This is a genomic window from Marinomonas sp. 63XJN7_9_ISO-PGPR-S23-217 (genome assembly GCF_056173515.1).
This window is the reverse complement of the sequence record NZ_CM149678.1, coordinates 2,830,519-2,845,233: the sequence shown is the minus strand read 5'-3', so window position 1 is coordinate 2,845,233 and position 14,715 is coordinate 2,830,519. Positions and strand designations below refer to the sequence as shown.

The window sequence follows — 14,715 nt, the reverse complement described above, 5'->3', positions numbered from 1 at the left end:
ACAAGAGAGACCTTATGCTAACCGGACCAATCCGTAACGACATCGACAAACTATGGGAAAAATTCTGGACAGGGGGGATTACTAACCCTTTGACCGTGATTGAACAGATCAGTTACTTGATGTTTGCCCGTATGCTCGACATGCAGGAAGAAGCGGAAGAACGCAAAGCCAACCGCACAGGCAAAGCCTTTGTGCGTCTTTTTCCGGACACCAAGGAAGGTCAATTACTGCGTTGGAAAAACTTCAAAAACTTATCTGGGAAGGATCTGCATAAACACCTGAAAAACGAAGTCTATCCTTACTTTTCCAAACTGGGCCAAGTGGCCGACATAGACCAAGCAGGTGAAGATACGCCAGTCAAAGCCATGGGTCACATTAGTGACTACATGGAAGACGCCGATCTCGAAATTAAAAACGAATCTGTGCTGGTCGCTGCGTTAGAAATGGTGGATTCCTTACCGCTGAACCAAAGCGACGTGAAAGGCGACATCTACGAATACTTACTCAGCAAGCTGACTACCGCCGGCATCAACGGCCAGTTCCGCACACCACGTCATATTATCGACGCCATGATTGAAATTATCGATCCGCAACCATGGGACACCATTTGCGATCCGTCATGTGGTACAGCGGGCTTTTTAGCGCGCACCATGGAATACCTGAATCGTAAACACACCAGTCCAGAAAATATTTGGACAGACGAAGAAGGTAACCAACATTACCCTGGCGACCTACTGGAAAACTACCGCGAACACATCAGTGACGACATGTTCTGGGGCTTCGACTTCGATACTACCATGTTGCGTGTGTCCAGCATGAACATGATGCTACACGGGGTAAACGGCTCTAATGTGCTATACCAAGACACTTTGAACAAATCCATCCGTGAGAACTTCCCGCAGCAGGAAGAAAACTTCTTTGACGTAATCCTAGCGAACCCGCCTTTTAAAGGCAGCTTAGATGAAACCAACACCAACCCAGAACTGCTCAGTATGGTGAAAACCAAAAAGACCGAGCTGTTGTTCGTCGCACACATTTTACGCTCTTTGAAATTGGGTGGACGTGCTGCCGTCATCGTGCCAGATGGCGTGTTATTTGGTTCCTCCAAAGCACACCAACAACTTCGTCAAGAGTTAATTGAGAATAACCAGCTAGAAGGCATTATCAGCCTGCCCAGCGGCGTATTTAAACCCTACGCTGGTGTGAGTACCGCGATTCTACTTTTTACCAAAGGCGGCACCACCGAGCGGGTTTGGTTCTACGATCTACAGGCTGATGGTTACTCATTGGACGACAAGCGTACGCCACTAAAAGGCGAAGGCACTAACGACCTACCTGACGCCATCGCCAAATGGAAAGCCTACCGCCAGCTCGTTGAAAGCAACTTTGATTTTTCGCAGTTTGGTGATGACGCGCAGGGATGCGCTAATCCAGAAAATGCAGGAGCATATTTTCAGGACAAAACGCAGAAAGCCTTTGTGGTCGATGCCGCCGACATCGCCAGCAATAAATACGACCTCTCCATCAACCGCTACAAAGAAGTGGTGTACGAAGAAGAGCAATACGAAGACCCGAAAGTCATCCTCGGCAAACTCATGGCGCTGGAAAACGACATTATGGCAGACCTAAAAGAACTGGAGGGAATGCTATGACATGGCCGATGGTGAAATTGGGGGAAATAGCGCCAGCAAAGCCGTTAAAACTTGTAGGCTTGGATGAGAACGAGCAAGTACTACAAGTTACATTAGATAACATAGAGTCTAACTCAGGAAGGCTTATTAAAAAGAACTATTCGAAGATTTCTGAAGCTGGAAGCTCAACGCATTGGTTTGATAGCAGATACGTTCTTTACTCAAAATTACGACCTTACTTGAACAAAGTTCTATTGCCTGAAGAACAAGGCTTGGGGACTACTGAATTGGTTCCAATGTTACCAGACCCAAATAGGCTTTGTCGTAAGTATTTAGCGCATTATTTGAAATCACAAAAATTTGTTGATTGGGTATCGGTGCAAACTGCTGGTGCGAAAATGCCACGAGTTTCCATGAAGGTGTTTTGGGACCATGAAATCCCACTCCCTCCATTGGAAGAACAAAAGCGTATTGCCGCCATCCTCGACAAAGCCGACGCTATCCGCCGCAAACGCCAACAAGCCATAGAACTCGCCGACGACTTTCTGCGTTCTGTGTTCTTGGATATGTTTGGTGATCCAGTGACCAACCCCAAGGGGTGGGAGGTTAAAACACTTGATGAAGTTTGTTCAAAGATAACCGATGGTGAACATGGCACCGTAAAACGTCTAAAGTCAGGTCGGCAATATTTAATGGCAAGGAATATAGATCGATCTGGAAATTTAGATTTATCAGAGGTTTCTTATATTAGTGAGGAAGACCACCAACGTATATATAAACGTTGTGCTGCTCAAGAAGGTGATGTTTTATTAGTTTGCGTTGGTGCAACTATAGGTAAAGCGCTTATTGTTCCAAAAATGACTGAATTTAGTTTAGCTCGAAGCGTTGCTTTACTTAAGCCAAATGAATTGATTTTTTCAGAATATTTGCTGGCATTGATAAGCACAAATGCGATTCAAAAGCGGTTCGTATCATCAGGGAATTCATCTGCTCAAGCTGGCCTTTATTTAGGGAAAATAAAAGAGATAGTAGTACAAGTCCCGCCCTTGGAAATGCAAATTAAGTTTAAAAGTGTTGTTAAGCAGGTCAGAGAGCACCTGACTTTCAAATATAAAGAAAGTATTTACAACGATCAGCTATTTGAATCACTAAGCCAAAAAGCTTTCTCTGGCGAGCTTTAATGAGATCATTACGTGTTAAACGGATAGACAATACTTAACAGGGAGAAATAGCCAATGTGGCTGGAAATATCAAGAGATTCTTATCGGTTAGTTGAATTTAACCAAGTCTCTATTCGAGGGCTCAATGCACTTGGTAAAAACAGTTTCGTCCTGCACTTACAAGGATTAAGAACCACCGAAAAAGCGCGTGTATTAAATATTCGACTCTCTATCTTCAGTAAAGAGGATCGTAGTGATATTGCCAGTAATCTTTCGTCCAATGAGCAACTCATCGAGCTTAATGGCTATTCTGGTAATCAGTCTTTGTCTTTTAATCTATCGCTTAGTAACGAACAGCTATTAGCTGTTGAGGATTATCGACAGTTTGGGGATTTAGGTTTGCACTTTCGTTTAGAGGCTTTGGTTCTTTGTGACGATGATGACATTAAATCAAGTTACAGTGACTGTGATTATCACATTCCCCAACAGGAATGGGTAATCGCTTTAAATCAATCTGGCTATCACGATACCTATCTTTATGAAATTCCTCTCCCGGTCACACCTCTCGACATAAAAAGTATGTTATCGAAAGCGCAGTCTTGTATCGATATCGGAGACTATCAAAATGCGGTAATGGAATGCCGGAGAATCATCGAACAGGTGGAAGAACTACGTGCAGATCGCGGTCAATCGTTAGCTGCAAGTAATAAGCTTAAGGATAATAGTTTAAGAAAAAGTATGACCGCAAACGAACGTATCTTGGCATTACGGGAAGGAGTAAAAAACATCTGTCAGCTTGGCGCACATGGCAATGAAGACTTCTCTAGAACTCAAGCACGTTTAGTACTTGGAATGACATTGGCGCTCTTGTCAGAACCGACCGTTGGCGGTGTGCCAATTAAAGCTGATGAACCGAATATCATAGAATAAAGGGGATATCGATGGCTGTACAACATGGTATTTGGAAAATAGGTGATCGGCCCGAAGCGATACAATTAGTAAGGCTTGAAACTGAGGTTTTACTGGAAGAACAGATCACTAAAGATATGTCGATATTAAATGCCAACTGGCTGTTAATTGGTCGGCAGGTCTATACTGATTTTGGTAAATACATCGACCTATTAGCAATAGATTCGATGGGTTCTGTCATTATTATTGAATTAAAGAAACATAAAACGCCACGGGATGTGGTGGCACAAGTCATTGATTATGCTTCGTGGATAGAAACATTACCTGTAGAAAAAATTGCTCAAATCTATGGGAAATTTGCAGCAGATAACGTCCTACCTCTATCTACCTTCGATCAAGCTTTTGAAGCTAAATTCGGCATATTGCCCGTAGAAGAAGAGATAAATAGCTCCCACCAAATGGTTATTGTAGCGGGTGAACTGGATGCCAGTACGGAACGCATCATCAACTACCTGAACGACAAAGCGAGTGTCGCCGTTAATGCGGTGTTCTTCTCCGTCTTTCAGGATGGGGTGAATCAATACCTGAGTCGCTCATGGATGATAGATCCCCATGAAACTGAAGATCATGCTGTAAACGCCAATCAAAAAAATGACTGGAATGGCGAGTTTTATGCCAGTTTTGGCGTTTATCCAGATCGTCGTCATTGGGAGGACGCTTATAAATACGGCTTTCTATCGGCTGGGGATGGACGTTGGTATAGTCAAAAATTGTTTCAGCTTGGTTTAGGGGATCGTGTTTGGGTGAATATTCCAGGTATGGGCTATGTTGGCGTGGCTGAAGTGACCGGTAGAGCAACGATAGCTGATGAGTTTATTACTGATGACATGCAATTATCTGGTCATTATCCGTTGGCAGAGCAGGTGGGAGAAGATGATGCAGAATATTTTGTTCCAGTGAAGTGGTTATATAAAGTATCACTGTCTGATGCATTTGGTGAAGTCGGTTTATTTGGGAACCAGAATATAGTTGCTCGACCTAGAACAGCAAAGTGGGAACACACAATAAAACGTTTAAAAGGCGTTTGGGGAATACTCGAATAGAGGTATGTTTTTTCACGTGAATTTATTGGGTTAAGGAGAATCTAGTGGCATTTGATTTAAGCAATACATTGGTTGTGGGAATTTCTGCAACGGCGCTTTTTGATATGAGCGAGTCGGATCGAATTTTTACTGAGGCTCGTAATGCAGATCCCGCTACAGCGGTAGAGGTTTATCAAAAGTACATGTTGGAGCGTGAAGATGAAACTCTAGCTCCGGGTACTGGCTATCACTTAGTAAAAGCATTATTGGCATTAAATGAACATAAGCAAAAAGGAGATACATCGCCTTTAGTTGAAGTGGTTGTTATGTCCCGTAATAGCCCTGATACTGGCTTGCGAGTACTGCAGACTATTAGACATGACAAGTTAAACATTACTCGATCAGCCTTTACTGCTGGAGAATCTGTACCAGATTACTTGGATGCGTTCGACGTAGATTTATTCCTAACCACCAATGTAGAAGATGCCCAAAAAGTTATCGACTCACGCCAATGTGCTGCCGCTATTTTAAGGGAACCACCTATAGACGCGCCAAAAATTCCAGAAGGACAGGTTCGCATTGCCTTTGATGGCGATGCTGTGCTTTTTTCAGACGAAAGTGAATTAGTTTATAAAACCCAAGGGATGGAGGCTTTTCATGCACAGGAAGATGCAAAGCAAGATATTCCAATGGAAGAAGGGCCTTACGCTAGTCTTCTGAAAAAACTATCAAAATTGCAAGACCGTTTACCTATTCGTGTTGAATCTTCTCCCGTTAGAATCGCCATTGTGACAGCTAGAAACAGTCCTTCAGAAATGCGCGTTATTAAAACCCTTCGCGCGTGGGGCGTTTACGTTGATGAGGCATTTTTTCTAGGTGGCGTTGGAAAAGGTAAGGTGTTGAAAGCCTTTAATCCGCATATCTTTTTTGACGATCAAGATATTCATTTGGATGCCGCTTCTCAGTTGGTGCCCTCTGCAAAAGTCCCGTATTTAAGTTCCTCAAAATTGAGTGAAAAGGGCAGTGCAAAGAAGGGGAAGAAAAAGAATAAAGCATAATTGTGCTATGACAAATTGCCTTGTGTCAGGCCTAAAAAAGCTCGATTAGATAGCAGTCTAATCGAGCTTTTTATGTCTAATAATGCCTAGCCGTCGATGGTTTTTTGGTGCTATAAGAATCGCCGTGATTAGCGCACTAATTGTTCGCTTTGAACTTCATGGAAATAGAGTTGACGCAGTGGCGGATGTTTTTTGCGGTGAGTCCTTCCCCTTCAAATACGTGTCCGAGGTGACCTCCACAGTTAGCGCAGACGATTTCGGTGCGGCGTCCGTCTCTATCGGGGATGCGCTCTACAGCACCTTCTATCTCATCATCAAAACTTGGCCAGCCACAGTGGGAAATAAATTTATGCTCTGATGTGTAAAGTGGCGCTTCGCACTGGCGGCAAACGTATAAGCCTGCTGCCATGGTGTCCGTGTATTCGCCAGTAAAAGGGCGTTCTGTGCCTTTATCTAAAATGACGCTGGCTTCTTCTGGCATTAGTTCGTTGTAAGGGTTGCTCATGTAACACTCTCTTCTTGTTTTCGTTTCTTTAACTCTCTAATGACGTAGGGATCGAGTAGATGATTAATAAACGTTGTTGCCAGAATTATGGCACGTCTTCACTCAAAAAATTATGACAATACTATGGACGAATAGTTCCTTTTAAACGTGGTAACGTTCTGTCGGTTCGATGGAGGATCAGCTCGTCATGGTAAGTTGTCTCGTCAGAGCGATTTGTGACGAGGGGGTTGTCATTGGTTTGTTATATAGACATGTTTTACTGATTGCTTTGTTATTCACCGAGCATCGCCTGTTCTTTTGCTGAGTGTTACTGAATAGTCTTATTGCTTCCTAAAAATCACGACTCTCTTTCATCAATAGATGACATCATGTTGATAAAGCGGTTTGTTGATCGGGGCTTGTAAGACCGTTTATGCCTTGGGAATCAAAAGTTATAACTGTTAAGGTTCCTGTAAGCTTTGACCTTTATCATGAAGGGTAAATGTGAACTGGCGTTGTTTAGCGAGCCCTATTTTCGGCCCGAAAAGGAGGGTAAGCCATGGTGAATATGACGCCTATTATAGGCAATGAGAGAGGAAAGCAGATGAACAAATTAAGTGTCATTATCATTACTTACAACGAACAAAAACGAATTGGACGGCTTTTAGAGGATCTGAATAATCAGGTATTCAAAGACGTTGAAGTAATTATTGTCGATTCGAACAGTGAGGATGACACGTTATTGGTCGCTGCCCAGTATGAAACTTGCTTTAATGAATTCAGAGTCCACAAAATGGAGAAAAGAGGGGTAAGCCTTGGCCGTAATGTGGGGGCGAATTTGGCGAAATATGAGCGTATTTTATTTTTAGATGCCGATGTCCGCTTGCATGAGCGTTTTTTATCTAAAGCGGTTAATAAGTTAAATAAATCAAAACTGGAAATTGCAGGGGTATATATGGGGGCAAGCAGATTAGGGCTGCCCACAAAGCTGAGTTATGGCATGTTTAATGTCGGTATTTATCTCACTCAGTTCTTTTTTCCTACCGCCATTGGGGCTTGTATCTTTTCTACGAAACGTCTTCATCGTGAGTTAGGTGGTTTTAATGAGAGAATTCATTTGTGTGAAGACTGTGATTATGTGAACCGAGCCAGTAAGACTTGGCGCTTTCGAATGCTAGCGATGACCTTTCAGTTTGACCCACGCCGCTTAAAGCAAGACGGTACTTTCAAAACGGGGTATTTGTATATTAAGGCGAATGTCAGACGCTTTTTTATTGGCGAAATGTACAATAACGAAATTGAGTACGAGTTTGGTCACTACCATGAGAACAACTAAGTCGTGATTAAGGAGTTAAGTCTCGCACTTGGCACCTTTGCTGATTCGTTTATTGGCATCAATATTTTTGTACCGGGAGAGCCTTTTTACCTTGCGGCTGGTTACCAGCTTTACCATCAGAATGTGTTTGCTGTGTTCATGGCATTACTCGGCGGCTGGCTGGGTGATCAGTTAAGTTATTGGGTTGGCTTTCGATACGGACAAAGAGCACAACGGTTTTTGTGTCGTTTACGGCCTAAACTCAGGCGTAAGGTTGCTTTGTGTCGAGTGGTGATGGATAAAAAGGGGAATTGGGCCATTCTTTTTGCGCGTGTGCTAGGCCCCGTTGCTTGGTTTATGCCTTTTCTAGCGGGAAATATGCGCGTCAGTTGGTGGCGCTTTACTGTGTTGTCTACGACAGGTCTATTGCTTGGAGGAGGGCAGTTTATCATTTTGGGTTATATCCTGTCTGCTCAGCTGATTCATTCTTCTTGGTTTTCTGCCTTGGATGTGTTCCATCATTAAGCAATTTCTTTGCGTCCGTTCCGGTTCTCGGTTGACTGTTTCTGTTTGCGTTTCTTGCGTGCTCATGTCTTAACTTACTGGCTTTATCGGATTATACTGATACTGTGTTTATATACAGTATTGTTGTTTGCTTGTTAAAAAGTGTGGGATGTAATGAATGGTAGTGTGAATTTTGTCGCCATTCGTCGGCAATTCAATTTTCGTGGAATAGAAATGGGGCGTTGGGTCACGCCAGCGGAACGTGATAGAGCGGCAGTGAATTTTTATCAAGCTTTGTGTGATTTGATGTCAGCTTTGCAAGGGCCTGAACCACTTATTTCATTGCGTGGTACCTTGGGTTTGCAATACGGAAAAGGCGGTCGGCCAGGCGTTGCCGCGCATTATGTGCCTACAACAAGGCAGTTGTCTTTGGCGAAAAATGCGGGGGCCGGCAGTTTGGCCCATGAATGGTTTCATGCTACACCAAAGTTGAGTAGTTGACATCTCAATACTGAAGTTGTGATAATGCTGACACACATTTGAATGTAGAGTGTTAGTATGGAAGAGCAGGTGGTTTCAGGTGCAACATTTGAAGTAATTGAAAAGTTTTACCCCGTGACTTTAGAATTCAGTCTATCTGAGATTGAATCAGGAGAACGAAGATGTGAACCTCTTTACGAGTTACAAGAAGGCTTTGATGGTTTCATACCAGATTTCCCCGTTATTCTGCAAGGTGATGGACACCCTTGGGCTTTAGCTAATCAATACCTCATATCAGTAGCGCAAAAGTTAACATCGAAATACAACCCCAAAACAGTGCGGCAGATTGCTATTGGTCTAGTTCAATATAGGCGTTTTCTAGAAAAGAATAATCTCGACCCATTAAACTTCAATGTACCTGAACGCCGTCGCCCTTTAGCTCGCTTTGTTCGACATCTACAGGATATGGTTGATAACGGAAAAATCGCTGGCTCTACAGCGAACAATAGAAAAAGTGCCGTCCAAAATTTTTATAGAGGTATCGTTTCAAATGGTATTTTGGATAAAGCATTAATTGAAAAAGGGATAATTTTAGAAGAACGCGAAAGATATCATTTTACGATTAGCTCTTTGGGAAAAATTAGTCGGTTCAGATTTAATGAAACCAATCATAAGATAAGATATTTCCGTGGAAATACTGATAAGCCCGGTGTAATCATGGGCGGGGGGAAACGTATACCGCTGCTACCGATTCATCAGGTACAACTTTTTGAAGAACTTAAAATTCACAATCATGCTTATTTCCTGATTTTCTTATTCTCTCTATATACCGGTGCTCGTTTACAAACTGTTCTTACGTTACGTATTAAATATTTTAAAAATTACCTCTGTAACAACGATGGCTATGCTTTAATAAATTATGGAAATGGAAGCGAAATCGATGGTAAAAATGATAAACGGGGTACTCTATGGGTTCCTGTTTGGCTAGTTGAAACTTTACTTGTTTATATTAAAAGCCCTGTAGCTAGCTCACTTAGAAAAAAGAGTTATTATGCTGATTGTGATGAAAATTATGTCTTTTTGACAAAATCAGGCGAACCTTATTATACAAGCAAAAAGGAGATGACAGACAGAATAAACCAGGATGTTGACAGTCGTGTCGTTTCCCAAAGAAACAGCACTTCTATTAATAAAGAAGGAGAAGCGATAGGTGTATTTATACGAAACACTTTACGTCCGAAATTAGAAGAAAAATACGGTTATTTTCCTCACTTTTCCTTTCATGATATTCGAGCTACTTTTGGAATTAATTTAATCGAAAAAATTTATACAGCGATAGATAAATCTAACTTAATACGTCGAGAAAAAGGTCAATCATTACTTTTGTATGAAGATGCTCTTAGAGAAGTTATGAAGCGAATGAATCATAATGATGACGAGACAACAAGAAAATATGTTGCGTTCCGAGATCGTGCCGAATGGCGAAAACAAATGATTGATTCATATGAGGAATCTTTACTTGGTGGAATTGAATTGGATAAATCAAAAGATATCGTGCTCAATAATTGTTTAGCCCACATTGTTTATTTGGCAGATAAATCTAGTGGAAGAAATTGTGAATAACTCAAAATCCTATGTTGTGCGTGATGTAGTTTATATTGATTATCGAGATTTAGACACGGATATTTTTCGAGTCGATCAAGTTATTTTTAACGGCAGATACGGAGGAAATTTTGATTTTGGTCGCCTTGCATACCGTGAAAGAATATTTAGTAAAGGAAGGTATAAAAATGGGGTTTTTCCTGTCGTTTTATCATCAAAAGATAGTAACAGGCTAGATTTTCTTGGTCGTGTTTTTGATAAGGGAAGGATGATATCATCTGGCAATCAGAATGTTTATTTTAATAATATTTCTTTATTTTTTTCGTATGTAGATAGAGAAAATATTCCAGTGAACTTCGAGTCTTTTGACTCTGTAGTTGAAGCATACAAAAATTTTGTTGTAATTCTTAAGCACCGGACTCAAATCAATACAAATGTTAAAAATAATAATTTAAAGCCCTTAGTGCCTCGTTATGCCCAAAATGTTAAAAAATTACTTGAGGAAGCTATTGCAGCAGGATTTGATGTCCCCGTTAAAGCAGTTTCTTCTTTGTGTCAGATAACTATCAAAGAAACATCTGCATCAAGGGCTGGAAGACGAAGAGAGCGTGCTATAACAAAAGATAGCTTGAAACGCCATGCAAGGGCATGCGAGAACTTTATAAATATTGTTCATGATTTTCTTTATAAAAAGCTGGAGTTACCGCTAGAGTTTGGTGTATATGGATGTAAATCTTATTTGCATGGAATTGAGAGTAGCCCTTTGTATAGTAGAGATTTCAAGAATTATCTTGTTACACAGAACCATATTTTGGAAAAATCAGATATTGATACGTATGGAAATATTTTTGTTTCAAGTAGCTCTAAAACTTCACCATTACCAGAGCGTGCGTACAAACAGTATCTTCATGACGTTAATAAGTCGATAAATAATGATACCTTCAAAATATTATTAGCTAATCAAGTTATGGCTATTGCGGCACATTTATTTGGTATCTTAACAAGAACTAATCAGTCGGTTGTTTTGGATTGTAAGATACATACTTTGAGATTTGATTCAACTACTAAGGGTTATAGAACTAGTGGCCTTAAATCACGAGCTGGAAATAGACCTGTTTTCCCTGAGTTTGGTGCACGCTTTGTTCCTACAATGAAAAAAATTTTAAATATTCGAGAATGGATATTAGATGGAGCTGAATCTGAATGGATGTGGTGTATCCGCCCTACTAAAATAAATCAAAAGACTCCTTTTATTGTTAAAAGATCCATATATTTAAAGAAGCTTCAAAAAAACAAAAAATCAATTTTAGACGATCCTAAATACCATAATGAAAATGGAGTTAGGGGACAAATTGCTCATCTATATCCAGATATTAAATGGGTAAACAGCAGAAATGCTCGAAATACCTCATCAGTAATTATAAACGATCTAGCTAATGGGGACACAGAAAAAAGTTCGACCATGATGAGCAATTCTGAGGCCGTTTACATCAAGCATTATAATGATAAGGCATTGGATGATGTTGCTACTGAAATAGGAGGGTTTCTCACTAATCTACATAATGCTGCAGTAATGAGAACACGAGATAAAGACTCAATTTCAGTTTCTATTGTTGGGGAAGGAGAAGGGGAAGCAATTCCATCTGGCTCTTGTGTAGAGCTATTAAAGCCTGAGCGTATTGATGATTTCACAGTTGAAGCTCCTGAACCTGACTGTCAAAAATTTGAAAACTGCCTCTTCTGTAAACATTTTGCGATACATACTGATGAAACCGATATTCGAAAATTACTTAGCCTTCAATATTTAATAAAATCTATTCGCGGTGTTGGAGCTGACATTCAAGGCTATAGTGATCGTTGGGGCATAATTATTCACCGTATTGACGAAATCCTAAATATCATCTGCGATAGAAGTGAATTATTAAATAGGTTAGTTTGTAAGATTCGAATTGAAGTCAATGAAGAAGAATTACTCGATGATTTTTGGTCGGTGCATCTCAACACGTTAGTTGATGTAGGAGTGGTTTTATGAGTATTTATTCTATTGCAGTTGATACTATGGGCGTTAAAAGTGATGCATTACCAGATTTACACAATAAAAACTCAGATGTTCCTCTAGATGATTTTGTTATATCTCGTAATCCTTCAGGTGAAATAAGGTCGAAATTTTCATCAGATAACTGGGACCTAAGAAGTTACTCGACAAGTAAAAGAAATGCTAATTGGCATTTCCTCTCATGGGCTAAGCCGACTCTAAATCCAGCTCTCTTTGAGAAAATTACCTATGAAATCAAAATTGTTCAATATTGCCGTGGTTGGGTTTTCCCAGTAGTCAGACAGCCTAGCTCTTTAACTCTGACAGTAGTCAATAAGCTAGCTCTAGCAGCATATAATCATGGTATTTCATTATTCGATTATATATGTGGCATACAATATAAAAAAGAGCATATAGAACGCTATAAGTCTATTAACCACAATCAACAAATGACTTATAGCAGTATATTGACTGAACTGGCTTCGTTATATGATCAATATCCATTAACTACTTATGACTTAAATTGTACCTACCTATATCAACTCAACGCTGAAATTATTATCCACTTTAGTTACAGAGGTAGTAATCGTGGTCTAGAAAAAAGACGACGACAACATTTGCCCATCCCTACTCGTATTTATTCAGGATTGATCAGTTATCTTGAAAATGATATAGAGGAGGTTTTTGAATTATCTGACGCATTTGTAGATATATTTAGAGAACGAAACAGTATTGGAGGTTGGAAAAAAGATTACTTCGGCGCAACAAAAGGAAAAATGAGTTCAGGTATCAAGTCGGTAGTCTTATGGGCGCCATTAATGGATCGTTATGGATTATTAGGTTTTATTGAAAAATATAATATTCATGGATGGCAACAACTTAAAAACCATTTATGCGAAGTGGCTCGACGAATTAGAATTTGGCTTATGACTTTTTCAGGAATGCGAATTGGTGAGGTGATAAAGCTTCCTTCTAATTCTTATCAACAAATAAACGTAGAAGGAGGTCAAGCTACAATTCTTAGAGGATATACCCATAAAACAATCGGTGGTGGATCAATCGTAGCAACTAATTGGGTTACAACTAGCATAGTGGAAAAAGCCTTTTCTGTTGCTCAACGGCTTTCAAGAATACCTTGTATTGAGCTTGGGTTTGATGAGTCATTAGTTGGTACAGACTACTTCCCATTATTTCCTATGTGGAATACTCCTACTGCTAGGACGGATGCAAGTGTTGGAACTTATCCGTCAGCACCGCTACTTTCTAAGAAAGATGATCAATACATTTTTCTCAGAGAAATGTCTTTTTCAATAGTACAGCAATCAGATATTGATGAACTTTTGGCAATTAACCATGATGTTGATCTTGAGCATCATGGTGTTGAACTTGGTAAGCCATGGCCGTTTAAAAATCATCAACTACGTAGAAGTTTAGCATTGTATTCTGCTCGAAGCGGTATGGTTTCACTTGGAAGTTTAAAGTATCAATTCCAACACCTTACAAAAGAAATGACACTTTACTATCAGTATGGTTCTCTTTTTGCGAAAGATATATTGGGTGGTAGTGAGGACTCATCTAGCATACTTAGTTTGATAAAAGATTTAGATGAAGAAAGACGTTTTGCCCAGTACCTATTATGGGAAGATCGGGTTATGGACTCAAATGACATGCTTTGGGGAGGTGAAGGGAGCAGGATTCAGGTTGCTAAAGATAAAGGCGCTCCTTTAATTATCACCACAGACAGAGATGTTACTTTAAAGAAATTTCAAAAAGGACAAATTGTAGCCAAAGAAGGTCCAATCGGTATCTGTACTAACCCAGATCCTTGCGGAAACATGGGCTTATCAATTGTGGGAGCATGCCCAACTTGTACATTTTCAGTCAATGATTCACATAGCCTTCAGAAATTAACTACTATGGTAAACCGCTTTGCAAGAGCTAAAAACGTTTATCCAGAGGGATCTCTAACCTATAAACAAATGGAACTTGAAGAGCAACAGCTTTTAAAAGTGATTGAAAAGCATCAAAAGCCAGTACAGGAGCCAATTTCATGATCACTAATGCTGAACAACAATATTTCGAAGCGTTGAACAGACTTAAGAAAAAAGGCGCAAGAATCTCTTTAGATGCAGTTGCAAAAGAAGCTGGAAATAAACCTTCTGCAATCCGAAAGGATCGAATGCCATCCCTCGTAAATGCCATTAACAAGGTTTTGGAAGAGCAGAGTGGTGCCACTTCAAAAAGTGCTTTAAGCCAAGAAAAGCAGCGTAAAGAAGGCTATAGAGAAAAATACAATCATTATAAATCTGAATATCATAAAACATTGGTTAAAGTTGTATCACTTGAATCCCAAGTTTGGGAATTGAAGTTGGAATTAGCGAAAGCTAGAGGTAGTAAAGTATTGGATATTGGTCAATTTCAGGAGTTGATGGATTAATTACCAGTTATCATATTT

At 40.2% G+C, this 14,715-nt stretch carries 12 protein-coding genes and 1 pseudogene; 12 read left to right on the top strand and 1 reads right to left on the bottom strand.

Features of this window, described 5'->3' with window-relative positions; genetic code table 11:
- The first annotated feature begins 14 nt into the window (after nt 1-14).
- The 5 genes from AC0VYI_RS13250 to AC0VYI_RS13230 are packed head-to-tail and all read left to right on the top strand — an operon-like array spanning nt 15 to nt 5,840.
- On the top strand, nt 15-1,652 hold the full coding sequence (locus AC0VYI_RS13250; protein ID WP_475443452.1) for a type I restriction-modification system subunit M: 1,638 nt from the start codon (nt 15-17) through the stop codon (nt 1,650-1,652).
- A complete protein-coding gene (locus AC0VYI_RS13245; RefSeq protein WP_475443450.1) occupies nt 1,649-2,812 on the top strand; it encodes a restriction endonuclease subunit S in 1,164 nt (387 codons plus the stop codon). Before AC0VYI_RS13250 ends, AC0VYI_RS13245 begins: the two co-directional genes overlap by 4 nt.
- Nucleotides 2,813-2,866: 54 nt before the next feature.
- Nucleotides 2,867-3,721 carry a DUF4145 domain-containing protein gene (locus AC0VYI_RS13240; RefSeq protein WP_475443448.1) on the top strand — a complete coding sequence of 285 codons (855 nt, stop codon included), beginning with the start codon at nt 2,867-2,869 and terminating at the stop codon, nt 3,719-3,721.
- Nucleotides 3,722-3,732: 11 nt separating this feature from the next.
- The gene (locus AC0VYI_RS13235; protein WP_475443446.1) at nt 3,733-4,803 is read left to right on the top strand and encodes an endonuclease NucS domain-containing protein; all 1,071 of its coding nucleotides are present in this window, start codon (nt 3,733-3,735) and stop codon (nt 4,801-4,803) included.
- 44 nt (nt 4,804-4,847) lie between these two features.
- Complete coding sequence (locus AC0VYI_RS13230; protein WP_475443444.1) at nt 4,848-5,840, top strand: 5'-nucleotidase; 993 nt, start codon at nt 4,848-4,850, stop codon at nt 5,838-5,840.
- Nucleotides 5,841-5,976: 136 nt separating this feature from the next.
- Here the strand turns inward: AC0VYI_RS13230 and AC0VYI_RS13225 are convergent, their stop codons facing one another.
- Nucleotides 5,977-6,345, bottom strand: a complete 369-nt coding sequence (locus AC0VYI_RS13225) for a methionine-R-sulfoxide reductase (RefSeq protein WP_475443442.1) — start codon at nt 6,343-6,345, stop codon at nt 5,977-5,979.
- Nucleotides 6,346-6,928: 583 nt separating this feature from the next.
- On the opposite strand from AC0VYI_RS13225, the gene AC0VYI_RS13220 reads away from it, so the two are divergent.
- The 7 genes and pseudogenes from AC0VYI_RS13220 to AC0VYI_RS13190 all read left to right on the top strand — a co-directional run bounded on the left by AC0VYI_RS13220 (nt 6,929) and on the right by AC0VYI_RS13190 (nt 14,697).
- Nucleotides 6,929-7,660, top strand: coding sequence for a glycosyltransferase family 2 protein (locus AC0VYI_RS13220; protein ID WP_475443441.1), 732 nt, complete (start codon nt 6,929-6,931; stop codon nt 7,658-7,660).
- Between the two features lie 3 nt (nt 7,661-7,663).
- The gene (locus AC0VYI_RS13215) at nt 7,664-8,164 is read left to right on the top strand and encodes a DedA family protein (protein ID WP_475443440.1); all 501 of its coding nucleotides are present in this window, start codon (nt 7,664-7,666) and stop codon (nt 8,162-8,164) included.
- Nucleotides 8,165-8,317: 153 nt separating this feature from the next.
- Nucleotides 8,318-8,623 (top strand): annotated as a pseudogene (locus tag AC0VYI_RS13210) (CLCA_X family protein); the annotation flags it as partial.
- A gap of 78 nt (nt 8,624-8,701) precedes the next feature.
- On the top strand, nt 8,702-10,246 hold the full coding sequence (locus AC0VYI_RS13205; protein ID WP_475443438.1) for a hypothetical protein: 1,545 nt from the start codon (nt 8,702-8,704) through the stop codon (nt 10,244-10,246).
- Complete coding sequence (locus AC0VYI_RS13200) at nt 10,239-12,257, top strand: hypothetical protein (RefSeq protein WP_475443437.1); 2,019 nt, start codon at nt 10,239-10,241, stop codon at nt 12,255-12,257. Before AC0VYI_RS13205 ends, AC0VYI_RS13200 begins: the two co-directional genes overlap by 8 nt.
- Nucleotides 12,254-14,314 carry a hypothetical protein gene (locus AC0VYI_RS13195; RefSeq protein ID WP_475443436.1) on the top strand — a complete coding sequence of 687 codons (2,061 nt, stop codon included), beginning with the start codon at nt 12,254-12,256 and terminating at the stop codon, nt 14,312-14,314. The genes AC0VYI_RS13200 and AC0VYI_RS13195 overlap by 4 nt, the downstream gene beginning before the upstream one ends.
- Entirely contained in the window at nt 14,311-14,697 is a 387-nt protein-coding gene (locus AC0VYI_RS13190) for a hypothetical protein (protein WP_475443434.1), read from the top strand. The genes AC0VYI_RS13195 and AC0VYI_RS13190 overlap by 4 nt, the downstream gene beginning before the upstream one ends.
- Nucleotides 14,698-14,715: the final 18 nt, after the last annotated feature.